The organism is Streptomyces sp. NBC_00631, assembly GCF_045206895.1.
Lineage (GTDB): Bacteria > Actinomycetota > Actinomycetes > Streptomycetales > Streptomycetaceae > Streptomyces.
Genome location: NZ_CP107734.1, coordinates 319,315 through 341,608, shown reverse-complemented (window position 1 = coordinate 341,608; position 22,294 = coordinate 319,315). Strand labels below are relative to the sequence as shown.

At 68.4% G+C, this 22,294-nt stretch carries 23 protein-coding genes and 8 pseudogenes; 19 read left to right on the top strand and 12 right to left on the bottom strand.

The features are described 5' to 3' along the window. The first annotated feature begins 192 nt into the window (after positions 1 to 192). The 4 genes and pseudogenes from OHB00_RS01880 to OHB00_RS01865 all read left to right on the top strand — a co-directional run bounded on the left by OHB00_RS01880 (position 193) and on the right by OHB00_RS01865 (position 3,322). On the top strand, positions 193 to 978 hold the full coding sequence (locus tag OHB00_RS01880) for a glycine betaine ABC transporter substrate-binding protein (RefSeq protein WP_406445576.1): 786 nt from the start codon (positions 193 to 195) through the stop codon (positions 976 to 978). Positions 979 to 1,035: 57 nt separating this feature from the next. Beyond that, positions 1,036 to 2,121 carry an S-(hydroxymethyl)mycothiol dehydrogenase gene (locus OHB00_RS01875; protein WP_406430519.1) on the top strand — a complete coding sequence of 362 codons (1,086 nt, stop codon included), beginning with the start codon at positions 1,036 to 1,038 and terminating at the stop codon, positions 2,119 to 2,121. Then, positions 2,121 to 2,590, top strand: a pseudogene (locus OHB00_RS01870) (MBL fold metallo-hydrolase); the annotation flags it as partial. The gene OHB00_RS01875 and the pseudogene OHB00_RS01870, both read left to right, overlap by 1 nt. Positions 2,591 to 2,797: 207 nt before the next feature. Continuing rightward, positions 2,798 to 3,322 carry a hypothetical protein gene (locus OHB00_RS01865; RefSeq protein WP_406445574.1) on the top strand — a complete coding sequence of 175 codons (525 nt, stop codon included), beginning with the start codon at positions 2,798 to 2,800 and terminating at the stop codon, positions 3,320 to 3,322. A gap of 167 nt (positions 3,323 to 3,489) precedes the next feature. Here OHB00_RS01865 and OHB00_RS01860 read toward each other — a convergent pair. Further along, positions 3,490 to 3,638, bottom strand: a pseudogene (locus OHB00_RS01860) (HNH endonuclease); the annotation flags it as partial. 1,267 nt (positions 3,639 to 4,905) lie between these two features. On the opposite strand from OHB00_RS01860, the gene OHB00_RS01855 reads away from it, so the two are divergent. The 4 genes from OHB00_RS01855 to OHB00_RS01840 all read left to right on the top strand — a co-directional run bounded on the left by OHB00_RS01855 (position 4,906) and on the right by OHB00_RS01840 (position 6,293). Further along, positions 4,906 to 5,163, top strand: coding sequence for a hypothetical protein (locus OHB00_RS01855; protein ID WP_406430517.1), 258 nt, complete (start codon positions 4,906 to 4,908; stop codon positions 5,161 to 5,163). Then, positions 5,160 to 5,531, top strand: coding sequence for a fic family toxin-antitoxin system, toxin component (locus OHB00_RS01850; protein ID WP_406430515.1), 372 nt, complete (start codon positions 5,160 to 5,162; stop codon positions 5,529 to 5,531). The genes OHB00_RS01855 and OHB00_RS01850 overlap by 4 nt, the downstream gene beginning before the upstream one ends. A 141-nt stretch (positions 5,532 to 5,672) precedes the next feature. Beyond that, positions 5,673 to 5,927 (top strand): hypothetical protein, encoded by a 255-nt coding sequence (locus OHB00_RS01845; protein ID WP_406430513.1) that lies wholly within the window; start codon positions 5,673 to 5,675, stop codon positions 5,925 to 5,927. 186 nt (positions 5,928 to 6,113) lie between these two features. Next, positions 6,114 to 6,293 carry a hypothetical protein gene (locus OHB00_RS01840; RefSeq protein ID WP_406430511.1) on the top strand — a complete coding sequence of 60 codons (180 nt, stop codon included), beginning with the start codon at positions 6,114 to 6,116 and terminating at the stop codon, positions 6,291 to 6,293. A gap of 69 nt (positions 6,294 to 6,362) precedes the next feature. Here OHB00_RS01840 and OHB00_RS01835 read toward each other — a convergent pair whose 3' ends face one another. Beyond that, positions 6,363 to 6,686 (bottom strand): hypothetical protein, encoded by a 324-nt coding sequence (locus OHB00_RS01835; protein ID WP_406430509.1) that lies wholly within the window; start codon positions 6,684 to 6,686, stop codon positions 6,363 to 6,365. Positions 6,687 to 6,763: 77 nt separating this feature from the next. On the opposite strand from OHB00_RS01835, the pseudogene OHB00_RS01830 reads away from it, so the two are divergent. From OHB00_RS01830 to OHB00_RS01820, 3 genes and pseudogenes are all read left to right on the top strand, one after another. Beyond that, positions 6,764 to 7,607 (top strand): annotated as a pseudogene (locus OHB00_RS01830) (IS630 family transposase); the annotation flags it as partial. A 76-nt stretch (positions 7,608 to 7,683) separates the two neighbouring features. Further along, positions 7,684 to 8,256, top strand: coding sequence for a S1 RNA-binding domain-containing protein (locus tag OHB00_RS01825; RefSeq protein WP_406430507.1), 573 nt, complete (start codon positions 7,684 to 7,686; stop codon positions 8,254 to 8,256). 2,125 nt (positions 8,257 to 10,381) lie between these two features. After that, positions 10,382 to 10,576 (top strand): annotated as a pseudogene (locus OHB00_RS01820) (hypothetical protein); the annotation flags it as partial. 171 nt (positions 10,577 to 10,747) lie between these two features. Here the strand turns inward: OHB00_RS01820 and OHB00_RS01815 are convergent. The 6 genes and pseudogenes from OHB00_RS01815 to OHB00_RS01790 form a co-directional block, all read right to left on the bottom strand. Then, a complete protein-coding gene (locus OHB00_RS01815) occupies positions 10,748 to 11,077 on the bottom strand; it encodes a hypothetical protein (RefSeq protein ID WP_406446358.1) in 330 nt (109 codons plus the stop codon). A gap of 101 nt (positions 11,078 to 11,178) precedes the next feature. Further along, positions 11,179 to 11,406 carry an aldehyde dehydrogenase family protein gene (locus OHB00_RS01810; RefSeq protein WP_406445572.1) on the bottom strand — a complete coding sequence of 76 codons (228 nt, stop codon included), beginning with the start codon at positions 11,404 to 11,406 and terminating at the stop codon, positions 11,179 to 11,181. A 73-nt stretch (positions 11,407 to 11,479) separates the two neighbouring features. Beyond that, positions 11,480 to 11,548 (bottom strand): annotated as a pseudogene (locus OHB00_RS01805) (hypothetical protein); the annotation flags it as partial. Beyond that, a complete protein-coding gene (locus tag OHB00_RS01800) occupies positions 11,532 to 11,786 on the bottom strand; it encodes a hypothetical protein (protein ID WP_406445570.1) in 255 nt (84 codons plus the stop codon). The gene OHB00_RS01800 and the pseudogene OHB00_RS01805, both read right to left, overlap by 17 nt. 300 nt (positions 11,787 to 12,086) lie before the next feature. Continuing rightward, positions 12,087 to 12,293: a hypothetical protein gene (locus tag OHB00_RS01795; protein ID WP_406430505.1), complete on the bottom strand. Its 207-nt coding sequence runs from the start codon at positions 12,291 to 12,293 to the stop codon at positions 12,087 to 12,089. Then, entirely contained in the window at positions 12,290 to 12,508 is a 219-nt protein-coding gene (locus OHB00_RS01790; protein ID WP_406430503.1) for a hypothetical protein, read from the bottom strand. Before OHB00_RS01790 ends, OHB00_RS01795 begins: the two co-directional genes overlap by 4 nt. A gap of 566 nt (positions 12,509 to 13,074) precedes the next feature. Here OHB00_RS01790 and OHB00_RS01785 point away from each other — a divergent pair. Beyond that, positions 13,075 to 13,404, top strand: a complete 330-nt coding sequence (locus OHB00_RS01785) for a hypothetical protein (RefSeq protein ID WP_406430501.1) — start codon at positions 13,075 to 13,077, stop codon at positions 13,402 to 13,404. A gap of 225 nt (positions 13,405 to 13,629) precedes the next feature. Here the strand turns inward: OHB00_RS01785 and OHB00_RS01780 are convergent, their stop codons facing one another. Beyond that, positions 13,630 to 14,286, bottom strand: a complete 657-nt coding sequence (locus tag OHB00_RS01780) for a class I SAM-dependent methyltransferase (RefSeq protein WP_406430499.1) — start codon at positions 14,284 to 14,286, stop codon at positions 13,630 to 13,632. A gap of 330 nt (positions 14,287 to 14,616) precedes the next feature. Here OHB00_RS01780 and OHB00_RS01775 point away from each other — a divergent pair. Continuing rightward, positions 14,617 to 14,925, top strand: a pseudogene (locus tag OHB00_RS01775) (transposase); the annotation flags it as partial. Next, a pseudogene (locus OHB00_RS01770) lies at positions 14,876 to 15,220 on the top strand (CorA family divalent cation transporter); the annotation flags it as partial. The pseudogenes OHB00_RS01775 and OHB00_RS01770, both read left to right, overlap by 50 nt. A 233-nt stretch (positions 15,221 to 15,453) precedes the next feature. Here OHB00_RS01770 and OHB00_RS01765 read toward each other — a convergent pair. Beyond that, positions 15,454 to 15,657 (bottom strand): cold-shock protein, encoded by a 204-nt coding sequence (locus tag OHB00_RS01765; protein ID WP_020120296.1) that lies wholly within the window; start codon positions 15,655 to 15,657, stop codon positions 15,454 to 15,456. A 472-nt stretch (positions 15,658 to 16,129) separates the two neighbouring features. Between OHB00_RS01765 and OHB00_RS01760 the strand changes: the two genes are divergently transcribed. After that, complete coding sequence (locus OHB00_RS01760; protein WP_406430497.1) at positions 16,130 to 16,357, top strand: hypothetical protein; 228 nt, start codon at positions 16,130 to 16,132, stop codon at positions 16,355 to 16,357. Between the two features lie 145 nt (positions 16,358 to 16,502). On the opposite strand, the gene OHB00_RS01755 is transcribed toward OHB00_RS01760, so the two are convergent. Then, positions 16,503 to 18,275: a hypothetical protein gene (locus OHB00_RS01755; RefSeq protein ID WP_406430495.1), complete on the bottom strand. Its 1,773-nt coding sequence runs from the start codon at positions 18,273 to 18,275 to the stop codon at positions 16,503 to 16,505. Between the two features lie 280 nt (positions 18,276 to 18,555). Here OHB00_RS01755 and OHB00_RS01750 point away from each other — a divergent pair, with 280 nt between their 5' ends. The 4 genes and pseudogenes from OHB00_RS01750 to OHB00_RS01735 all read left to right on the top strand — a co-directional run. Then, complete coding sequence (locus OHB00_RS01750) at positions 18,556 to 19,224, top strand: DedA family protein (protein ID WP_406430493.1); 669 nt, start codon at positions 18,556 to 18,558, stop codon at positions 19,222 to 19,224. Then, positions 19,221 to 19,850, top strand: coding sequence for a phosphatase PAP2 family protein (locus OHB00_RS01745; protein ID WP_406430491.1), 630 nt, complete (start codon positions 19,221 to 19,223; stop codon positions 19,848 to 19,850). Before OHB00_RS01750 ends, OHB00_RS01745 begins: the two co-directional genes overlap by 4 nt. 34 nt (positions 19,851 to 19,884) lie before the next feature. After that, complete coding sequence (locus OHB00_RS01740) at positions 19,885 to 20,253, top strand: hypothetical protein (protein ID WP_406430489.1); 369 nt, start codon at positions 19,885 to 19,887, stop codon at positions 20,251 to 20,253. Between the two features lie 27 nt (positions 20,254 to 20,280). Then, positions 20,281 to 20,616, top strand: a pseudogene (locus OHB00_RS01735) (phosphatase PAP2 family protein); the annotation flags it as partial. Positions 20,617 to 20,870: 254 nt separating this feature from the next. On the opposite strand, the gene OHB00_RS01730 reads toward OHB00_RS01735, so the two are convergent. Then, the gene (locus OHB00_RS01730; RefSeq protein WP_406430487.1) at positions 20,871 to 22,187 is read right to left on the bottom strand and encodes a histidine kinase dimerization/phospho-acceptor domain-containing protein; all 1,317 of its coding nucleotides are present in this window, start codon (positions 22,185 to 22,187) and stop codon (positions 20,871 to 20,873) included. Positions 22,188 to 22,294: the final 107 nt, after the last annotated feature.

Genomic DNA, 22,294 nt, shown 5'->3' with positions numbered 1-22,294 from the left:
ACGAAGGGCTCACCCTCAGACGCGTGATCGGGTGGAACGGGACCGCGGCGAGCCGACGTCAGCCTTGCCGGACGGGCCGTGAACAGCTGAACCACACCGCTCGCCGCCGCACCTTCCTCGTCAGCTGTATCGGCGCCGCACTCACCCTGGTCACCACAGCATGCAGGGGACAGAAGCGACCGTGGACTCCGGCTGCGGAGGGGACAGCGGCAAGAGGACGGTGAAGATCGCCGCTCCGCCACGGGCTGGGACGAGCACACCACCGCCATGTACCTGTGGAAGGAGATCCTTGAGGAGAAGGGCTACAAGGCCGACGTCCAGGAACCGGACATCGCCAACACCTTCACCGGCGTGGCCGACAGCAGATCGACTTCCACCTGGACGCCAGGCTGCCGCCCACGCACGAGGCTGGAGATCGCCTTCACCTGGTACGAACCGGCCGAACGCAACCTGCGCGTCCCCACCTATGTGAAGGACGTCGACACGATCACCGACCTCAAAGCGCATGCCTCCGAATTCGGCGGATGGATCGTCGGCATCGAGGCGGGCTCCGGCCTGACGCTCCTCACGCCTGAGAACGTCATGCCCAACCACAAACTGACCGGGCGGCTACCAGCACACCGAGAGCAGCACCTCCGCCACGCTCTCCCCGCTGTAGATCACCATCAAGGAGAAACCCATCGTGGTCGCCCTGCGGCGGACGCATTGGGCCTACGACAAGCCCCCCCTGAAGGTCCTCAAGGACACGAAGGGCGCCTTGAGGCAAGCCCGACAAGGTTCAGGCCGTCGCCTCCAAGGGTTCCTCCGACGCCCACCCCGAACTGGCCGGGCAGCTCGAGCACTTCAAGCTCACCTCGGACCAGTTGGGCAGCCTCGAACTCCGGATCCGAGAAGGGCCGGCGGCACGAGCAGGAAGCAGCCAAGGAATGGATGGCCCAGAACCGGAACAAGGCGGTCGTCGACTCCTGGTTGAAGTGAGCCGCGCTGGCGGCCCCCACCCCCCTTTCCACACCCAGCAGAAGGAGAAGCCCTCACATGGCACAGGAAGTACGCGGCGTCATCGCGCCGGGCAGGGACGAACCGGTACGGACCGAGACGATCATCGTCCCGGATCCCGGGCCGAGCGAGGCGGTGGTCAAGGTACAGGCGTGCGGTGTGTGCCATACCGACCTGCACTACAAGCAGGGAGGGATCAGCGCGGACTTCCCGTTCCTGCTGGGGCATGAGGCCGCCGGCGTGGTGGAGTCTGTCGGCGACGGCGTGACCGACGTCGAGCCGGGAGACTTTGTCATTCTGAACTGGCGTGCGGTGTGCGGGAGTTGCCGGGCCTGTCTGCGCGGGCGCCCGTGGTACTGCTTCAACACTCACAACGCGAAGCAGCGGATGACCCTTGCCGACGGCACCGAGCTGTCGCCCGCTCTGGGAATCGGAGCCTTCGCCGAGAAGACGTTGGTGGCGGCCGGGCAGTGCACGAAGGTCGACCCGGCCGTCGCCCCGCAGGTCGCCGGGCTGCTCGGCTGCGGAGTGATGGCCGGCATCGGTGCGGCCATCAACACCGGGAACGTCGGCCGCGGCGACACCGTCGCGGTGATCGGCTGCGGCGGCGTCGGCGACGCGGCGATCGCCGGGGCCCGGCTGGCGGGCGCAGCGAAAATCATCGCCGTCGACATCGACGACCGGAAACTGCAGACGGCCCGCCGGATGGGCGCCACCCACACGGTCAACTCCCGTGAGACCGAACTCGTCGGCGCAGTCAAGGACCTGACCGGCGGCTTCGGTGCCGATGTCGTCATCGAGGCGGTCGGCCGACCGGAGACGTACCGGCAGGCCTTCTACGCCCGCGATCTGGCCGGCACCGTTGTCCTGGTGGGTGTGCCAACTCCGGAGATGCAGCTGGAACTCCCGTTGCTGGATGTCTTCGGACGCGGCGGCATGCTGAAGTCGTCCTGGTACGGCGACTGCCTGCCGTCCCGGGACTTCCCGATGCTGATCGACCTGCACCTGCAAGGGCGGCTCGACCTGGCCTCCTTCGTCACCGAGACGATCACCCTGGACGAGGTGGAGAAGGCGTTCGCCCGGATGCACGACGGCGACGTCCTGCGCTCGGTGGTGGTGCTGTGATGACCGCCGTCCGCATCGACCACCTGGTCACCTCGGGCACCTTCTCCCTCGATGGCTCCACCTGGGACGTCGACAACAACTTCTGGATCGTCGGCGACGACACCGAGGCGATCGTCATCGACGCTCACGCCACCGCGTAGGCCCTGGGCAATCGGGCACTGCGGGCCATCGTTTGCACCCGCGCCCACGACGACCACGCGGGCGCAGCCCCGCAACTCGCCGCCCTCACCGGCGCACCGATCCTGCTCGCCTCCATACACCCGCCCTCGGGGCGGTGTTCACGGGAGACACCCTCTTCCGGGGCGGTCCCGGCGCCACCGGCCGGTCGTTCTCCGACTTCCCCACCATCATCCGCTCGATCTGCGACGAACTGCTCACCGTCTCCTCGGAAGCGGCTGTCCACACCGGACACGGCGCCTCGACCACCATCGGCACGGGGGGCCTTTCTTGTCCGTGGGTGCGCCGAGGGCCGTGGAGCTCGGCCGGGCCATGGCGGTACGCATCACCGAGGAGATCCCGGAACCGGCCCTCGACGGGATCGCGCAGGGGCTGCGAGGCGGTCGCCCCGGGCGTGATCGCCGCCCTCTCCGACCAGCGGGACTTCACGGTTGCCGACGTGCCCGAGGTCTTCCAACGCACGGCCGAAGTGGTGAGCCGGGGCGTCGGAATCGAGCACATGCTGCGCGCGGTCAACGTGGGTCACTCCTTCGCCGTCCACGAAATGCTCGCCGTCTGTGAACGGCTGCTGCCGGTCGACGACCGGTTCGCGGCGATGCGGCACGTCTCCGAGCTGATGCTCGCCGTCGTCGACGAGTTGACGGCCGACATGGCCCGCGAGTTCGGTCAGGTGCAGCAGGCATGGCTGGCCAGTACCGCCGCCGCCCGGATGGAGGTCGTACAGAGCATCCTGCACGGCGACGCCGTGCCGTTGGATCGTGCCGCGCGCGTTCTCGGGTACGACCTCACCCGGCAGCATCTGGCCGTTGTCGCCTGGGCTGACGATCCGACTCCCGTGTGGTCGGGTCGGCTGGAGGAGGCCGCAGACGACCTGCTGCGTGCGGCCGGCTGCACGTCGACCCTGGTGGTACCGGTCGGCGACCGGAGAGTGTGGGCCTGGGGCTCCGGTGTCCGCAGGCCACCTGCCCTCCCCGCGAACGGTACTCCCGGCCTCGCCCGGGAGTGCGGCTCGCCGCGGGGCTGACAACCCTTGCCAACTGCCGCGAACCACCCGACCTGCCTTCCGGCCGAGGTGCTCGAATCCGTCGAGCGGCGTGTCCTGTGGCTCTCGTCGGCGATGGTCGACCATGCCAACAACGTGCGCGAGAACCCCCTCGGGCCTGAAGGTCGGAGGTCACCAGGCAGGTGCCGCCACTTGGTGGGCTCCTTTTCGGCCTTGGACCGGTTGGAGGCCGCGGACACCGCGATCAGCGCCCGCTCGTCGTCGAGGTCGTTGGAGTAGGACTCGCGTTCCTTGGCCGTCCACGCGGAGGCGCCGAGCCCCAGGCCTCGGCGAGCGGATCTGAGCTGACCGCGGTCATCGAGGCATGGTGGGGCAGCGAAGTCGTGGCAATGTGAGCTGAGTTCCTCAAGGCAGCTCTGGTATGGGAGCCATACACGCTGGAGAGTGACCAGGCGGAGGCCTCCCGGGTCCGCCAGATCCTCATCGACGCCGAGTTCGCCCGCATCGTGACTTCACCTGTCCGTGCCATTGTCCTGGTCGCCGCGTGGTGACTGTCCTCGCCGACTGATCCAGGCGGCAACGACGGTCCCGACGGCCGTGATGATGGCCGGGACGCTGACAGAGACGATGGTCTGCACGGTTTCCCCCTCTGGGCCTCGTGGCGCGGTGTCGCGCCACAAGAGAGCATCTTCCACGCTCCTACGTGCCGAGGAAGTGCAGCTACATTCGGGCATACACGCAGGTCAGAGCCCGTCTCCATGCTTGGCGGACGACCGATTTTTGTGCTGTAGCGAGGAACGTTTCCGTACAGGAATGGGCGCCTTTTCCGCGTAGCACTCTGCCGCCCGGGCGAGGTGACCGGCCCGGACGCGGAGACGCGCCTCCAACAACCAGCGCGCGCACCTACGAGGTTTCATCCGCGCCGCGGAAATCGGACCGGACGCGAAAAAGAGCGGATCTGGAGCAAGGGCCGGGCCCAGAAAATGCTCTGGCACATTGACGGGATTCAGGCTGGTCGGCGCGATCCATACGGCGCGACGTGAATGTGGCTTGCCACCCGTGGCGTCCTGCAGCCAGGCCCATCCACGGGCACCGGCCGGATCCGGCTGCGCGTCGACCGGCAGACCAGCATCCAGCTCGCCACCCCCCAAACTCGGATCGAACACCGCCGGCTACAGCGTCGTGGAGTCAAAGAAGGCGATGAAGGCCCGCGGCGTGCGCGACTGCATCTGGCCCTCCGGCCGAGCGCCGCGGTCGCCTCCGAAGCGGGCGGGTGCTGTCGAACACGACACCTTCGTCGCTGCTGCCGGCCCGTTCGTACGGTCCTGAGGGGGAGGCCTGGCACGCGGCCGCGCTGGGCAAGGCGGCTAGCAACGTGGGGGCGGTGGCTGAGCCGACCCGGTGCAGCAGCGGTGCACTGTGTGAGGCCCGCCGGGTCCGTGCAGCTGGCGTCGGAGACCACCGCCATGGGGGCCCGGCCCCGCCGGCGAATTCCTTGGCCGCCCTCCCACGGCAGTTGCCCCGTGGCCCGCCGGCGGGCTGCCAGATTGCTATGCGATCCTGTCCTATGCCACCCCTCTGCTACCACCCTGGTACCATGCGGTATGGCCTCTGACCGGAAGCAGACCCAGCTCCGCCTGTCACCCGACGTCCTCGCCACCGGCAAGGACGCCGCGAAGGCCCGCGGACTCGACTTCAACAAGTACGTCGAGCGGCTCATCGTGGAAGACACGACCGGGGCGCGGGCCGCCGGCATGGAGGCCGCGCAGCGCCTCATCGACCAGCACGGCGGATTCCTCGATGACCTGGAGCGTCAGTTCGACGAGCCGGGCGGCGACGTGCACCCGGGGGCTGCGGCGTGATCGTGCACGTCGACGAGTCCTGGATCCTGGAAGTCGCCGAACGAGCCGGTCACCGCGATCCGAGCGTGGACGACTACGGTGTTCCACTCGCGGCCGTCGCCCGTCACCGCGGCGAATTCTTTGACCGCCCTGTCTACGACGGCCCCTACGCGCGCGCAGCAGCCCTGGTGCACACCCTGGGGCGCTGCCGGTGGCTGGAGCGCTCCAACCTCACCGTCGCCTGCGCCGTCGCCGTCATGTACCTCGCGGCGTCGAACATCCCGGTCGACCCCACCCGCGAACAGCTCTCGGCGCTGGCCCGCGAGGTGAACAGTCCGCGCTGCACCGCCGAACAGATCGCTGCCCTCCTGCGCACCTGGAAGCCCTGACTCATTGTCTGGACGGTCCGGCCCGCCCGGGGCCCTCATGCCAGGAGGCGCTGGTCCAAGGCGCCCCCATCCGGGCTTCCGGGGCGGCGGCGATGTATCCAAAGACGGGGCCCGTGATTCTACCGGCGGTAGAGTCGGTGCATGAGTAAGCCGACCAGCATCAAGACCACCGAGGAAGTGCGGGACCGGCTGCGCGTTCTCGCTGAGGAACGCGGCACCACCATCACAAAGCTGCTGGAGGAACTCGCCACGCGCGAGCTCACGGCAGCCGAGCGGGAGCAGCGGGCTGTCGAGGCTGCCCGCGAGCTCGGCGTCGAGTACACCGACCAGGTCCAGCAAGCCGGCCAGAACGCCTGGGCGAGGATCCGCGCCCATCAGGGTGATGCGGCCGCATGAACCTGGCGGCTGTCCTAGACCACACCACTCTGACCGCCCTGTTCCGGGCGGATCCCTTCTTCACCGGCCTGTACATCGAGGCCTCGCGCGGCACCGGCCGGGTGATCATCCCGTCGCTGTCGGTACTGGCTGCCGAGCGGCAGGTTGCCGGGGCGGCACGCGGCGTCGCTGCGGTTCGCGGAGAACGTGTCGTTCACCGCCGCGCACGCGGTCGACGCAATGGACTGGGCACATGTGCACCGGCCGGTGGCGCACGCTGCGGCGATCGCCTGGCAGGCCATGAGGGCGGGGGAGCCGCTCACGGTCCTGTCGCTGGAACCCGACCTCTACACGGGGACCGGCATCACAGCGCTGAACCCCATCTGACCCGCTGCTTGGTACGCCTGCGTCGCTGGCAAGGATTGCTGTGCCCGCAGGCGTGACCGCGGGTTGGTACTACTGAGTACCGCCGAGGAGGCGGTGGCGGTCCGTGACCAGAGCGCGCCACAGGCGGCGGGTCGCGGGTTCTCCATCGAGCCACCGCGCGCTGGACGTATGCGCAAGCGGAAGGCCGGCCATGAAGTGGACGAGGTCGAGGTAGTAGGCGTAACCCCCGTCCTGGGTGAGGTCGCCGAGCCGGGAGAGGGCCACTGTCAGGGCGTCATGGTCGTCCAGGACGGCCCGGTGGAAAGCGGCGGCCAGTTCGAGGGTGGGTGCCATGGAAGTGAGGCCTGCGACCTCAAGCTCGGTGCGCAGCGCGTGGACACGGTCGACCGGCATAGAGGTGCCGGCGTCGCGGATGAGTGCGGCGATGGCCGTGTTGATCCCGGTGGCGCGCAGGTCGAGACTGGCGAGGAAGGTGGGCGGGAGGCCGTCCCCGCCAACTCAGCCCTGACGAGGAGGACTTCGTCGTTCAGGCGGCCGTCACCCGCCCGGCCAAGCTCGGCCAGCCCTTTACCCGCTGGTCCCTGCGTAAGCTCGTCGCCTACCTGCGCAAAGTCCACGGCCGTGTGATCCGGATCGGCCGTAAGGCGTGACGCTGCCTGCTCGCCCGCCGCGGCGTGACCTTCCAGCGCACCAAGACGTGGAATCGCCGGACCCTGACCGCGAGGCGAAGCTGGACCGGATCGAGGAGGTCCTCGACCGCTTCCCCGACCGGGTCTTCGCCTTCGACGAGTTCGGCCCGCTCGGGATCCGCCCCAGCGCGGGCTCGGGCTGGGCCGAGCGGGGGCACCCCGACCGTGTGCCGGCCACCTACCACCGCACCCACGGTGTCCGCTACTTCCACGGCTGCTACCCGGTCGGCGACGATCGCTTGTGGGGCGTCAACCGCGGCAGAAAGGGTGCCGCCAACACGCTGGCCGCGCTGAAGTCGATCCGTGCTGCCCGACCCGACGGCGCCCCGGTCTACCTGATCCTGGACAACCTGTCCGCCCACAAAGGCGCTGACATCCGCCGCTGGGCGAGGAAGAACAAGGTCGAGCTGTGCTTCACCCCGTCCTATGCATCGTGGGCGAACCCGATCGAAGCCCATTTCGGACCGTTGAGGCAGTTCCCCATCGCCAACTCCCATCACCCCAACCACCCCGTGCCCTGCACGCCTACCTGCGCTGGCGCAACGCCAACGCCCGCCACCGTGACGTCCTGGCCGCCGAACGCAGGGAACGCGCCCGCATCCGAAGCGAGAAAGGCATCCGCTGATGCGGACGCCCCCTCAAGACCGCAGCCTGAGCGCACTTCCCAGCCAGTGCGCAGCTCCTCGTGAAAGGCTTGGAGCATGATGGGCGGACCGTCTGAGAACCCAGAACTCTGGGCGTTCCTGGAGTCACTGCACCGCGGCGAGTTCCTTTCCGGCACCGTCACAGCGATCGAACGGTTCGGTGTGTTCGTGGCGCTGGACGACGGACCCGACCATCCGGTCTTCCCGGGCGTCGGGTTCATCTCCTTCGCTGAACTGTCCTGGCGACGTTTCGAGGCAGCCTCCGACGTCGTGCAGGTTGGACAGCGCGTCTCATGTGAGTTCCTCCAGTTCGACACGTGGAACCTGGAGGCCAGACTTTCCTTGAAAGCCGCACAGCCGGATCCCTTTCAGGTATTCGCCGACACCATCGCGGTGGGGCAGAAACTGCCTGGCCAGGTCACCAAGCTGATCCCGTTCGGCGTCTTCGTCCAGGTCGCCGACGGAATCGAGGGACTGGTTCACCTGCGAGAGCTCGTCTGGACACCGGTGGAGACTCCATCAGATGTCGTCCAAGTCGGCGACAAGATCACGGTGGTCGTCACCGAAATCGACCGAGAGCGACGCAGACTAACCCTCTCCCGACGGCAAGGCTCATCCGCTGACGTGTGATGCGCCGACTTCCTGGGGCAGCTCCCTTGCACGAGTGTTCATGAACGTCTGCTCAGTCAAAGGAAGGCACACGCCCCAAGCCGGTGAACCTTCGCGGTCACAGCACTAGCAATCTCGATGGTAGGAACAGCGGCGACGGTGTGCCCGACATGCTGGCGCAGACGATGGGGAAGATCCGCCACTGATGGTCCTCTGGTTGGCCTTGACGGGCCCCGCGCCGAACCGTGCGCTGTGCAGGCCGTCGCCGCGAAGCTGGCGCAGATCCGTCGAATCCGGGGGAGCATGAGCCGACCTCAGAGCGGAAACCAGCTTCGGGCGGAGTAGCGTTCGTAGCGCAGTATTCGCACTACCTGGGCTTCACACGGGACCGATGCTGCACCGTGGGTCGGGTACAGCGCCGTGGTGCCGACTGGGACCGGGGTCAGGCCACGTGCAGCTTCTTGCGGCGGTCGCGGGCGAGCTGGCCGCGGTAGTCCTGGCCAGCCTGGTGGTAGCGGGCGACGAAGTGCGAGTCGTCCAGCCGGTCCGCTGGGTCCATGGCGTCGATGGCGGCTCGGGCGTCGCCGGCGTCTCGTACAAAGCGAGCATCGCGTTAATGGGGTGGACGCCGTTGCGCTGCTTCGTCACCAGCTGAGCAAGTATCAGCTCGCATAGGCCGGACGTGGCGCTGGGGCGGCTGAGTCCGATCGAACCGCTCCCGGCGCTGCCGCCGCTTGTGTGCCCGCTCCTTGTGGAACTCATCGATCGCCTCGCGCATGTGCTGCAACGAGGGGAACCTGACGAGGTCGGGCAGCTTCGCGGCCCTCGGCTCCGCAAACGCGTCGGCCTGGTCCACCTGAACATACTCGGTGCTCCCGTCGGACAGCCGGACACAAGCCGCCCCTGGCGCCGTACTACGAGGCCGGCGGCTTCCATGTCCTTGATTCCGGGGCTCAGCTCGACCTGCAGCCGCCCGTCGGCTGGTAGCGGTATCCGGCGGTGCGCCACCTGGCGAGCCCTCTCGCCGGACACGTGTCGTACGCGCACGCAATACGCGGGCCGAGGTCTTGAAGGCCGAAGCGGTCATCGCCCTGGTGCAGGGTGCGCACTGCGTCCTGACCGGCGGGGAGTGGTACTCGCCCTACGATGACCGGTACATCAGCGGCGCGCGTGGCCTTGACATTGACCATTTGGTGCCGCTTGCGGAGAGCTGGGACTCCGGCGCGTAGGCGTGGGCGGCGGCGGAGCGCAAGACCCGCCAATGACCTCGGTGATGCGCGGGCGCTGATCGCGGTTTCGGCGGCGTCGAACCGGTCGAATGCCGACCAGGACCCGTCCACGTGGGCGCCGCCGGCCGATGGCTACCGCTGCCAGTACGTCACCGACTGGGTGGCCGACAAGACCCGCTGGGGCCTGAGCATCGACGCCACCGAGCAGGCGGCGCTGGCCGAGACGTTGAGCCACTGCTCCGACGGGCCCATCACCGTCACCCTGGCGCGGTAGTCGGGTTGTGCAGCAGTGGCCGTGAGCCGGCTCGGAGGGGGGCGGCGGCGTGGGTCGGGGCGCGGTGCCGCACCGTACGTCGGCGATCACTGTGGCGCACCGGGGCCAGCGGGTGTACATGTCGGGCTGGGTGACCTGCTGTTCGGCGAGGTCGTGCCGGACCGGCGGGCGAGCGTCTATGTGCTGTCAGCGCCCGGCCAGTGATGATCCAACGCCGCACAGGCGTCGGCCTGCCGGGTATCAGGGTGGCTCGGGCCGCTGCTCGCGCGTCGGCGGGGCCGCGCGTTGCCGGGCCGGGACGGCAGGACGCGAAGGGTCCCGTCGGCGGCCTCGGGGCGGTCCGCGCCGGCACATGCGCGGCCGGGCGTCGATGCGCTCAGCCGCGGCCCGTTGCCGGTACAGCAGCGGACCCCGGCTGAATGGGCCTACTGGGGCGTTGCCCTGTGGCCAGGGCGTCGTTCTCGGGTGGTCATCGGGTCGCACACACGAGCGCACCATGTGACGATTTGTCCGTCTCCTTCGTGGTGGTCGAGGGGCCGGGCGACGAGTGTGGTGCGCCGTCGTGTCCCCGCGCCGCGGAAGGGGGCGTGTACCGCGCGCCGCCGGGGAGCGGGCTGCGGGCAACCGGCCACCAGGAGGATGGATGAGCACTGCCATGTTGCAGCCCCGGAGTCTGACGTACTCCGCGTTCGCGGTGGGCAGCATCGCAGCGATCGCGGGGAACGGCACGGGCAGCTGGAACGGCGACGGGTTCGCCACGTCCAGCTATCTGCACCACCCGTCCGCGGTGGCGATGGACCCCTCCGGCAACGTCTACGTCGCGGACGGCTCCAACCACCGTGTCCGCAAGGTGTCGCCCGAGGGGCAGGCACGCCTGGGACCTGGTATGAACCGCCGGGATCGGTCCAGTGACGATCAACCCGGGGGCGGTCAGTGCTCGCGCGTGGAATCGATTGACGGCCACCGCTACGGGCCGGGCGGTAGCCGCCAATCGGATTGCTGCATGCCGCTACGCGGCCGCCCGGCGGCCGCTGAACGGCGTTTTGGGAAAGAATCCGGCCTTGGCGTGGCCGGAGATCTCGTCTCCGTCGACCTTGGCGGTGAACGTGACTTTCACGGCCACCGGCTTGGTCGCGTCGACCTTCCACGTCGCCTCGTCGCCGTTGACCGTGCCGTCCTGGATCTCGGTGGTCTCGCCCATGGACGACTGCGAGCCGGTCAACGTTTGACCGTCAGACCGCAGTTCCAGCTGTAGCATCTGGGTTCCCATCGGGGTCTTCATGGTGATGTCCCAGCTTCCGTTGACGCTCAATGTCCGGCAACCTTTCTCAATCTTCACTGGATGACGCGAACGAAAGTTCGCATATGAGCACTCAGATTCACAGCTTGCCGTGACTGGTGTTCGAAGCCGCCTGGTTCAGTCGGCATGCACACTCAGCTCTAACGAAGCGCGGTTTCGTTCGGTGACCCTCCGCGGATGGTGTGCAGGAGCTTGGTGTTGGTGAACGACAACAAGCCCGGCATTCCACCCTCCACGCCCAGCCCACTCCATTTGTTCCCGTCCAGTGCCACGCCCGGTGTCGGCACGGCGTGGGCGTTGACCCAGGACGTACCGCATTCCAGCCGGGTAGCGAGCGCCGCGGCCCGTTCCGGATCCGCGCTCCACACCGCACACCGAGCCGTTCAACCCGAAGTGGGTGTCATTGGCCCGCGCGAGCGCGTCCTCGACATCGTCGTACGCCATGACCGGCAGTACAGGCCCGAACTGCTCCTCAGCGACGACCCGCATCCGTTCATCGAGGTCCGTCAGGATGGTCGGTGCGAAGAAGTAGCCGTCGCCATTCATGCGTCGGCCACCGGTCTCCAGCGAGTCGACCCGCCAGGAGACTTGGTGGGTGAGATTGACTCCGTCGGGCGCGGTCCGGCCGCGCTGCAGCACGAATTCGTGGTGCTCCTGCTCGGGCTGCGCGGACAGAAAGACGATGGCCGAGTTCCTCGTCCTCGTCGGTCACGGTGAGGCCCAGCACACGGGTGTGGAAGTCACGCATCTTCTCCGGGTCGTTGACCCGGAAACCGGTGTGGCCGAGTCCGGTGATCGCCATGGTGCCTCCGTGGCTGCTGTAGGTGGGGTCCGTCCGTGTCGCTGCGGCCCGGACCGTCCCTGGGTCCTCGCATGAGCTGGAGCAGGCCGCAGCGGCCGAAGGGAACTACGCCAAGCTCCACAGGGCAGGCCTCGTCGGCGTTCCGGTCAGACCCGCGAGCAGCCCGACGTGGGCCCTTACTCGATTTCTGTAAAACAGGACTGCTGTCTTACTAAAGAGGACAGTAGCGCTCCCGCGGTATCGAGGTCAACAAGCCGCCGGCAGCTCAACCGCTGCCCCTGGGACCAGGACCGAGTAGGCGGCCCGCTCGAAGCGGGTCCGCGGACGGCAGCCCGCCGATTCGTCCTCGCGGAACACCACCGACAGCCCCAGCGGGGCGTTGAGGAAGCCGCGCAGTTCTTCCGATACCGCGATGTGTACGGCCACGTGCCCGAAGCCGGCCGATTGGGTCACGAGTCGGACTCCACGAATGAGGACGGGGGAAGTTGCAGCCGCAGGCCCTTCTCGGTGATCTGCAGGCGGGCCAATTCCAGATCGGCGGGCAGAATTTCGGTCAGCACCGCCCGCAAACTCGTGCGGCTCTGCCCCCAGCTCCGGTGGAAGACCCGTGGGTCGAGCCGGGCCGCGAGGCTCTCCACGTGCGCTGCAAACAGCAGGAGTTGGCGCACTGCGCCTGGGTCCGTCGCGGACGCTTTATGGGGCTTAGCGCCGTAACTCACGCTGCCAGTCAGCACTCCCCAGCGCGTTCGGGAGACATGTCTTACTTGCCTTGCCGCCGTCCGCTGCTGTGACCTGCACGAACGGCTCAGGACCCGAGATAATCACGGAGGTCGGTGGCTTGGGCTGCTGTACGCGGCCATGCTCGCCGGTCTTGGTGCGGGCGGGAAGCGGCCCATCTCTCCTGTGAAACAGGGGGCTTGGGAAAGGCTTGGTCAGGGTGAGGTAAGGATTGCGCAGGTCGCTTCTTGTTCATCCCGCGGCTCTACTCGCATAGACCTGGGTGGTGGTGTCATGCCGTCAGCCGCCCGGCACCCCACTTTCCGGGCCGATCCCGCGGGAGATCCCCCTATGCGTCGCTTCACCGCCACTACCTGCGCCCTGGCCTTGGCGGCCGCCGGCATGATCGCCGCTTCGGCCGGCACCGCCCAGGCGTCGGCCTGTTCCCACGCCTACCTGTACGCCCGGCGCCTACAACTCGGATGTCACGCAGTCGGACATTCAGAGCACGATCTGCGTGTCCGGCTGGACCGCCACCGTCCGCCCGCCGACGTCCTACATCAACCCCCTCAAGGCCCAGGGCATCATCGACTACGGCTACTCCGACACCAACATGGCCGACTACGAGGATAACCACCTGGTCCCCCTCGAACTCGGCGGTTCGCCCCGCAGCACCAGCAACCTGTGGCCCGAGCCCTACTCCGGCACGAAGACCGCCACCACCAAGGACGGCGTGGAGACAAAACTGAAGAACGCCGTCTGCGCCGGCACCATCACCCTGTCCGCAGCCCGCAGCGCCATCAAGACCGACTGGACCACGGCCCTGCAGGTCACCGGAATCAGCTGACCCTGCCAGCTGCCGGGACATCCAGGCCGAACGTGCTGCATGTCCCGGCACCCAGCATCGAGCTCAGGTCCGGGCTCACCATCTCGCTGGTGCCAGCGCTGACCGAGTTGTCCGGCCGCCGCACTCCGAAGCTCACCTGAACTGGGTACTCTTCACCATGATGTCCCGGCGTCTCACCCGCAAGAGCCCCCGAACGGACACTTGGTCGAGGAAGCCACAGGCCACTCAGGGCTGATTCCATACAAGCGTATAGCGCCAGAACAACCGTCGTCGCAGCCGTGCGCCGGGGAGGACCTCTCTGGCTTCACGGACGATGTCGTCAAAGGTCATGTCCGCTGAGCGAGTAGGGGCCGTCATGGAGACGGGGCGCTGCGAGGGGCGCCCCTTGTTCTTCAGCCAGCCCCATCCAGCGTTGGCCGGAATGGCGACAGCACCGAGCAAGTGGTCCACGGGGGTCTGGGCGCGAGATAGACCGACGACCGCCAGGGTCCCTCCCGGAGCCAGATGACGGCGGAAACGGGTGAGTGCTTGGGTGAACGGCAGGTGGTGGATCGTGGCGACGCATGTGATGACGTCGTAAGGGCCGGGAGGAAACTCGGCTATTGCATCCGCGACGGTGAAGGTGACGGGGAGTCCGGAAGGAGTCAGCTTCTGGGCCTGGGCTGTGATCACGGGATCGGAGTCGATGGCCCGCACCGTGTCGGCTCGTCCGGCCAAGAGCCTTGCAAGATCACCACTGCCGGAACCGACGTCCAGGGCGAGGTCGAAGTGCCTCGGCAACTGCCGCAGGATCCAGCGATGGTAATGGGCGTTGTGATCCCAGGGATAGGCGGCGTTGAACCGTTCAAGAGCCCGCAGGACACGAGGCGACAGGATCTTCACCACCCCAGTCCATCAAGTTCCTGCAGCATGCACACCCTGTTCCGGAACAAAGATCACTTACTCCCGGACTGCCGGACTCAATCCAAGGAAGCGAGTTGAAAAGCACCTACTCATTCCACGCGGCAGACATGACGGCAGCTCCCGAGACGCCGCAGATGGGTCGTTCGGGGAGATCGAGGGCTCCGGGCAGTCCGAGGGGTACGGGGCGAGGGGGCGGCCGGGTGGTGTGGTCGCGGGGAGGAAGGCGCGCAGGTGCTGGCCCTCGGGAACCGCGTAGGTGACCCGGAGCCCTTCGGCGCGTCCGGTGTCGAGGGCGGCGAGGGCTGCCCCAGCCCAGACCGGCTCGCCGCCTTCGCGGGGGTGACGCCGGCGCCGCGGGATTCGGGCAAGGTCAGCGGAAACCTCCGCCGTCCTCAGCGCTATCACCGACGCTTGCAACGGGTCTTCTACACCTCGGCACTCGTCAGCATCCAGCGTGACCCCAACTTGCGGCGTTTCTACGACAGGAAACGTGCTGAGGGGAAACGTCACGTCCAGGCCGTCCTGGCACTTGCCCGCCGGCGAGTGAATGTCCTGTGGGCCTTGATCCGTGACCGACGGTGTTATCAAGGCGCACCTCCAGTCACTCAAGCCGCTTGACTTACAGATTGGGAAGCCCTTCACCGAGCCTCACGACGACTGGCCACGGGAAGCGGCGCCGTACTTCCGTGACGTCGCCGACCACCTCACCCGCACCGACACCGAAGTCCGCGCCCTCGACGACCTGCTCGGCTCCGTCCTCGACGCCCACCTGGCGAAGGTGGGCACCTGGCAGATCGACGACATGCGACGCATCAGCGCCTGGGCCGCCATCCTGGTCATCCCCACCATGGTCGCCGGCATCTACGGCATGAACTTCGCCCACATGCCCGAACTGGACTGGCGCTACGGCTACCCGTGCGTCCTGGCCGCGATGGCCCTCGGGGCAGGACTGTTGTACCGGGCCTTCCGCCGAAGCGGCTGGCTCTGGCAACCCCACAACCCCCTGTCCGCCTGTCGGCTCCGCGGGCAGTGCGCGGGCCCACCTCTCACGAGCGATGGATGGGGTGCGGCCCGGGGCGCCCGCTGGCTGGCGGAAGGGCCCGGTGGCCTCAAGTCGGTCCACCGGGCCCTGCCGCAACAGCGAGGTCAGACGGGGCGGATGTTCTCCGCCTGCGGGCCCTTCTGGCCCTGGGTGACGTCGAACTCGACCTTCTGGCCTTCCTGCAGCTCGCGGAAGCCCTGGGCGGCGATGTTGGAGTAGTGGGCGAAGACGTCGGGGCCGCCGCCCTCCTGCTCGATGAAGCCGAAGCCCTTTTCGCTGTTGAACCACTTGACAGTGCCCTTGGCCATGACCTTCTCCTTCGAGGGAAACCGGCCACGCACCTTGCGTGCCCGGGAGGTGATCGCCCTGGTCCGGAGAGGCGTTGAAACGCAAGAACGCCCGTGATGGCGATCACGGGCGAGCGGGACTTCGGAACCACGACTGCTGATCACGACGCTACACCCGCAGGGCGGCAGCCGCTAGATTTCGCTGCCCTAACCGCTGCCCGTCGCTGCGCCGTCTCGCCATCAACTAAACCGGTACAACAAGCTGCAGTTGCCCATCGACGTTGGCCATCCTGACGAGCAAGTCCGCCCCCTGCTCGCCCGTCCCTGACGCCGAAGCAGCTGTTCGGTCGAAGTCCCCACCGTCGGCGGCGCGTCACCCAGCCATAGCCCGGCGAGCCGCAGCAGTTGCTCTGCTGCGGCGAACGCTTACTTCCTGTGAAGCGCTGGCTAAAGGTGGACGTCAAGGAGCAACGATCCAGATCGCCGTGGGCTGATGCTCGGCCTCGACGACACAAAGGGCGGCTTCCGCGTCACCCTCGTCCGATACTGGCTCGTCGGCCTGCCTGCAGCGGTGCTACTGGGCTTCGTCGCCGACCTGGACATCCTCGGCATCTGGCTCGGCCTCCTCACCGGCCTCGCCACGACCGCGACCCTCCTCCTGCGCCGCTTCGCCCAGGGACTCCGCAGGCTGAACGCCGGCCCGGCTCCCGCACACGCGTAGCCCGTCCGCGCCGAGCAGGTGGACGAGGCGGACGCCGACCCGCAGGTGACCGCTTGATGCAGGTCTGCAAAGGTGCCGGCACCCCCTTGAAGCACCGGCTCCGCGCCAGCGCCAGCGGGCAGGAACAGGGTCCCGTACCCGCCGTTTACCGAACGGTAGGAGGGGCTGCCGGGATGTGGGCCGTGGTGATGGTCATCGGAGTTCCGGTGACGGCGATCAGGTAGGTCCGGGAACGGCCGCCCGGCACGGCGCGGAAGCCGCCCTGGGGTTCGACGACGTAGTCAGCGGTGGCGTGCGGTGCCAGCGCGGCGGGACCGGACTCGGTGGTCCACCAGTTGGAGGCGCCCTGGCCCTTGCGACTGGCGAAGTGCGGAGAGAGGGGCGAGCCTGTGGTGTTGACGGCCCGTACCTCGATGGCGGTGACACCGGTGCGCGGGCCGTGTGTGGCGTAGCGGGGCGTGAGGCTCAGGTGCAGGGGCGGTGGGCTCGCGGCGGCGATCACGACGCAGGTGAAGGCGGGGGCGAGCAGCCCGGCCGCCAGGACGGCCCTCGCACGTCGGCCGGTGAGGCGGGGCAGGTGTGGCTGCCAGGCGGTGGCGAGCGCGGCGGCCGGGACGGTGGCGGCGGCCGCCAGCCACAGCGGGGTCATCATCAGGAAGTAGCCGTCCTGGGAGCGGGTGGCCAGATAGAACACGCCCCAGGGCAGGACGGTGAGGGCCGGGCCCAGTCGTCGGACGAACAGCAGCGTGGCCGCGAGCAGGCCGAGCAGGAGCAGTTGGCTGCCGTAGGAGTAGTAGTCGAGGCGGCTGCTGCCGTCGGTGAAGTAGTAGGAGATGCCCATCACGCCTTGCCCGTGCAGGATCGCCTTCTGCTGAAGGGGCAGGAGTATGCCGTTCAGCCAGGTCGAGAAGTCCTGGACGGCGAAGTACGCATTGGCGGCGGACCAGGTGAGGGCGGTTGTGGCGGCGTAGCGCGCGGTGACGGCCAGGGCGCGACGGGGGCCGAGTTCCCCCCGCCGGACGGCGTACAGGCCGATCAGCAGGAACGGGGCGAGGAACCAGGCGAGCTGCTGGGCGGCACAGGCTGCCCCCAGACAGGCCGCCCGCAACACGCCCTTTGCCCCCAGGTGCCCACCCCGGCCCGTGCTGGGCCAGCGGACCACTACGGGGATGAGGAGAGCGAGGGCCGTGATGGCCGGGTAGCCGGAGTAGGCGTAGTGGGGCAGGAAGCCGAAGCCGAGGCAGACGGCCGTGGCTGCGGACCGCCAGGGCGTCGGCAGCAGGAACCACAGCAGGACGGATGAGACGAGAAAGGCGGAGGTCGTGACCAGGGTGGCGGCCGCCGTCGAGTGGATGAAGGCGTGCACCGGCGCGGCGAGCAGCGCGGTCAGCGGCGGATAGCCGTAGGTGTAGTCGGCGCCGCCCGACATGGTCTTGGTGATCCCGACGGACGGGGTACCGAAGAGCCAGGGCCAGGGCTGGCCGTAGACGGGATGGCCGTGCAGGATCTGGTTTGCGGCTTGGGCGGTCAGTACGCCTTCGTCGGTGCCCGCGTGGTCCATCAGGTAGCCGCAGCTCACCAGGGCGACGGCGGTGACCAGGACAGCGGCGTCGACGCGGATCAGCGCGCGCCGGGTGCGCACGAGCAGGGTGAGGACGGCGCAGACGAGGATCGAGGCGTAGCAGGCGGAGATGACGCCGGCGACCATGGGGCGGGACAGCATCGCGCTGGTCCATGCCGATCGTGTGCCGATGAACAGGCTGATTGTGGCCACGAGAGTCATGCCCCGGTGCAGTTGCTCGGGCGCGGTGTCCGGGAGACCGGGAGCCTGGGCAGGGGGCGAGGGCGGTGCCACCGGATCCGTGGCGGGACGGCGTCGGATCCCGACGCGCGTTCCGGCGCGGTAGGTGTCAGCCATGGACTGCCTCCTCTTCATCGCCCCATTGGGCGGCAATCGCACATGGTCGGCCACTCGAAAACCATCAACTACATCGTGTAGTAAATGATCTGCAGGGTGTTGAACCGCCGGACCGGGTGCCCCGCCGATGGCGGGCCCGGCGCGGATGCGCATATCGGCCATTCGGGTCACGGAGGGGAACGGATGCCCCTCTTGGATCATCTACAGTTCAGGTAGCGTCTACAAGGTTGTAGTCGGTAAGTGGTTTGCGTGAAGTGTCTTCATGAAAGGGCTCCCCTCCATGACCACAGCGGTCCATCCGGCGTCGCAGCTGGCCGTCAACGTGCTGGACGCCCATTCGCTGCTGGCGGCCTTCGGCGTGCTGGGCGTCGGTGTGGTGATGTTCGCCGAGACGGGACTGCTGGTCGGGTTCTTCCTGCCGGGCGACTCGCTGTTGTTCACGGCCGGTCTGCTGTGCACGGGCTCGGCCGGAGGGAGCGTGCATCTGTCTCTGGGGCCTTTGCTGGCCGCGGCCGCGGTAGGCGCGCTTGCGGGCGCGCAGTGCGGATTTCTGCTCGGTGGGAAGGCGGGCGGAGCCCTGCTGACCCGCAGTCGCTCGCCGCGTCTGCACGAGGGCGCGAAGCGAGCCGAGGAACTCCTGGAGCGGTATGGCTACGCGAAGGCCGTCGTGCTGGCCCGTTTCGTGCCGGTGGTGCGTACCGTGCTCAATCCGGTGGCGGGAGCGCTGGAGGTCCCCGTGCGGACGTTCACGCTGTGGCAGGTCGTCGGCGGGCTCGTATGGAGCCTCGGACTCACACTCGCCGGTTATGCGCTGGGCTCGTCGATCCCGAACGTCGACCGTTACCTGCTGCCGCTGGTGGGGTTGATCGTTGTCGTGTCGCTGGTCCCCCTGATTTCTGAGATCTACCGGGCTCGCCGGGGCGCCAAGCGGCAGGGGGATGACAGGTGATCATGGCTTTCGACGGATCGTCGATTGATGGCACCGCCTACCTGGACGTGGTCCGCGCGGCCCGGCACGCGCCGGGCTGGCTGGACGGCGCGGTGTCGTTCTGGTCGACGTACGGGCTCGCGGTGTTCGCCGTCCTCGCGGGCATGGGCTGGTGGTTCGCGCGTCGAGTCGACGGCGGGGCGCTGGTCAGGGCGATAGCCGTGCCGGTGGTCGTGGTCGTGGCGTACGGGGTGGACGCCGTGGTGAAGCTGGCGGTGCGTGAGGACCGGCCGTGCCAGAGCCTGCATGTGAGGACTCTGGAGGCGTGCCCGGCGCCAGGTGACTGGTCCTTCCCCAGCAATCACGCGGCGATCGCTGCCGCGGCTGCCGTGGCACTGCTCTTTGTCTCACGTCGGCTGGGGTCGGTCGCCGTCGTCGCCGCCCTGGCGATGGCTGCCTCCCGGGTATGGGTCGGCGTCCACTATCCACACGATGCAGTGGCCGGCCTGGTGGTCGGCGGGCTCGTCGCACTGCTGTCGATGCTCACACTGGCACGGTGGTCGGGGCCGGTGCTCGGGTGGGCCGCCTCCACCCGCCTGAGAGCGCCGTTGCCTACGGCGCCGGAGGCGGAGACGGACACGGTCTAGCGCCAGCGAGTCCTTGCAGGCTCCGGGAGGCGTCATGAACAGGCGTGACGCCCCAGACCTCGCCGGCACGATAGGTCTCGGTGCCTGGATGGCGTTCGGCATCCTCACCGTGGTCATGGTCGACCAGGATGGTCCTTCCCCGTGGATGGACGACGGGTTCCTGTCCTGGTCTGCCGGCCATCGCCCGGACGCGCTCCTGGCTCTTGCCCGTGCGGTGACCGATAGCGGGACCGGAGCCATCCCCTACGTCCTCGCGGCCGGGACCGGCGTGATGGCAGGTCGGGCCGCACGACACCGGCTGATGCCTGCCTTGGTGAGCCTTGTCTGTCTCGGAGCAGGACAGGCGGTGCGCTATGGGGTGATGGAAGTCGTTCACCGGCCCCGTCCGCCGCATGCCGGCTAGGCAGCGCGAGCGAGCGGGTGGGCATTTCCGTCGGGCCACACCACCACGGCGGCGATCACGGCAGGGCTGCTGATTATTGCCGTGTCGCTCCGCGCCCCACGTGGCGCCACTTCGTTCAAAGTTGTCATCGCGTGCTGGGGCGTGCTGGTCGGCCTCACCCGACCCTATCTCGGTGTGCACTGGTTCACCGATGTGGTCGGTGGCTGGCTGTTCGCCGTCGGCTGGCTCGGAGCTTTCCTGTGGGTGTCGGCTCGATGGCTGCCCGCATCGCTCACCTCACCCACGACCCATACCGCCGGGCACGGGACGGTGGACCGTGCGCCGCAAGATCCTGGTCGTCGAGGACGATCACGCCCTGCGTGACGTGCTGCGGCATCCTGAGTGGGCGAAATCGCATCGCGCACTGCGCGCCACGGCAGAGCAATGCATCGGAGTGATACGAATTGTGCTCGGTGATTCTGCTGGCGCTTGGCCGCTCGAGGCGGCAGCTGTCGCCTGCTGCGGGGTGAGAGTGTCCACCATGGCGGCGTATGTGCTGTACCGGCAGTACCTGTTTCCAGGCGCCCGCAGGACCGAGGTGGCTGCATGTCGATCAAGGGCTTGCGGTTACAGCAGCCTCATTCGGGCGCCGCTGCCGTCTCGTCCTGGTGAACCGGAACAAGCAAGGTGAACGTCGCGGGGTCAGCCCTGGTGAGGGCGAGCCTGCCGCCGAGCGAGACAGCCAGGTCACGGGCGAGGGCCAGACCGATGCCCGTTCCCGGTCCGCCGCCGGTGTGTCCTCGGTCGAACAGCCGGGCCGGCTCGCCCGCCACGGCGCCCTCGTCGCTCACGTCGAAGGCAAGGGTGTCGTCCAGGTCCCGCACCGCCACGCGGACCGTGCCGCGCCCGTGCGCGCGGGCGTTGTCCAGCAGGATGCCGAGAACTTCCGACACGGGCGCGCCCGGCACCCGGACGTCGACCGGTGCGTCCTGTGTGCCGCACTCCAGGCGCCTGCCGTCCTCGGCGAAGAGGCCATGCCACCGTTCCTCCGTCTCCCGCAGCAGTTGTCGGACCACGATCGTCCCCGCGGTGGGGCGGACCGCCTCCCTGGAGCGGGACAGGCGCAGCACCTCCTCCACCGTGTGGTGCAGGCGCTGCGTGGTGGCCAGCGCCTCGGCCAGTACGGGCCGCAGCCGGGCGTCGTCGTCCTGGGCGAGGCCCGCCTCCAGGGCGAGTTGCAGGCCGGTGAGCGGGGTACGCAGCTGGTGGGAGGCGTTGGCGGTGAAGTCACGTTCGCGGCGCAGGAGTTCCGAAAGGCTGTGTAGCATTTCGTTGTGGGTGCGGGCGACCTGGTCGATCTCGGCGACGCTGCTCGGGGCGGCCCGTACGTTCAGGTCACCTTCAGTCACCGCCCGGCACTGGCGGGAGAGATCCTCCAGCGGCGCGGCCAGCACCCGGGCCTGACGGCGGGCGACGAGGACCGCGACGGCCAGCGCGACCGCGGCCACGCCGAGCAGCAGCAGCCAGGCGACGGCGACCCGGTTCCGTACGGCGACGGCGGGAGACGAGGCCCGTACGACGCCGATCACCTTCTCGGCGTGGGAGACGGGTACGGCCACCACCAGGTCCGGGCCCGCCCGGCCCCGTACCGCCTCACCGCCAAGGCTTTGCCGGACCGGGCTGTCACCGGACCGGGGGCCGCTGCCCGCGCGCAGTCGCGATTGAGGGTCGTACAGGCCGAGCCGCCCGCCCGCTGGGGGCGCGGGCAGTTCCACCGGGTCGCCGGTCACGTAGTCCGGGCTCACATGTACGGCCGCGGCCAGGGCCGCCCGTTCCAGGGTGTCGCGCTGGTCGGCGTACAAGGACGACCTGATCGCCAAGGCCAGTGGGACTGCGAGGAGGACGACGGCGACCAGAGCGGCGGTCAGGGCGACTCGCACCACGCGCTGTCTCATGCCCTCATCATGCGGGCCGTTCACCTGGGCGGATGCGCTGCGCCACACGGTTTTGCCGTCGTCTAACCCTCAGCGGGCGGTGCCTTAACCGGCGGCTTCCTAGCGTC

What these genes read in the sequence shown, in the direction of transcription:
- OHB00_RS01755 (WP_406430495.1), bottom strand. Translation starts at nt 18,275, where the DNA reads ATGGCTGACACCTACCGCGCCGGAACGCGCGTCGGGATCCGACGCCGT.
- OHB00_RS01835 (WP_406430509.1), bottom strand. Translation starts at nt 6,686, where the DNA reads ATGCCGGTCGACCGTGTCCACGCGCTGCGCACCGAGCTTGAGGTCGCA.
- OHB00_RS01800 (WP_406445570.1), bottom strand. Translation starts at nt 11,786, where the DNA reads ATGCGTGACTTCCACACCCGTGTGCTGGGCCTCACCGTGACCGACGAG.
- OHB00_RS01740 (WP_406430489.1), top strand. Translation starts at nt 19,885, where the DNA reads ATGAACAGGCGTGACGCCCCAGACCTCGCCGGCACGATAGGTCTCGGT.
- OHB00_RS01875 (WP_406430519.1), top strand. Translation starts at nt 1,036, where the DNA reads ATGGCACAGGAAGTACGCGGCGTCATCGCGCCGGGCAGGGACGAACCG.
- OHB00_RS01760 (WP_406430497.1), top strand. Translation starts at nt 16,130, where the DNA reads ATGCTCGGCCTCGACGACACAAAGGGCGGCTTCCGCGTCACCCTCGTC.
- OHB00_RS01765 (WP_020120296.1), bottom strand. Translation starts at nt 15,657, where the DNA reads ATGGCCAAGGGCACTGTCAAGTGGTTCAACAGCGAAAAGGGCTTCGGC.
- OHB00_RS01750 (WP_406430493.1), top strand. Translation starts at nt 18,556, where the DNA reads ATGACCACAGCGGTCCATCCGGCGTCGCAGCTGGCCGTCAACGTGCTG.
- OHB00_RS01825 (WP_406430507.1), top strand. Translation starts at nt 7,684, where the DNA reads ATGATGGGCGGACCGTCTGAGAACCCAGAACTCTGGGCGTTCCTGGAG.
- OHB00_RS01730 (WP_406430487.1), bottom strand. Translation starts at nt 22,187, where the DNA reads ATGAGACAGCGCGTGGTGCGAGTCGCCCTGACCGCCGCTCTGGTCGCC.
- OHB00_RS01845 (WP_406430513.1), top strand. Translation starts at nt 5,673, where the DNA reads ATGAGTAAGCCGACCAGCATCAAGACCACCGAGGAAGTGCGGGACCGG.
- OHB00_RS01865 (WP_406445574.1), top strand. Translation starts at nt 2,798, where the DNA reads ATGCTGCGCGCGGTCAACGTGGGTCACTCCTTCGCCGTCCACGAAATG.
- OHB00_RS01855 (WP_406430517.1), top strand. Translation starts at nt 4,906, where the DNA reads ATGGCCTCTGACCGGAAGCAGACCCAGCTCCGCCTGTCACCCGACGTC.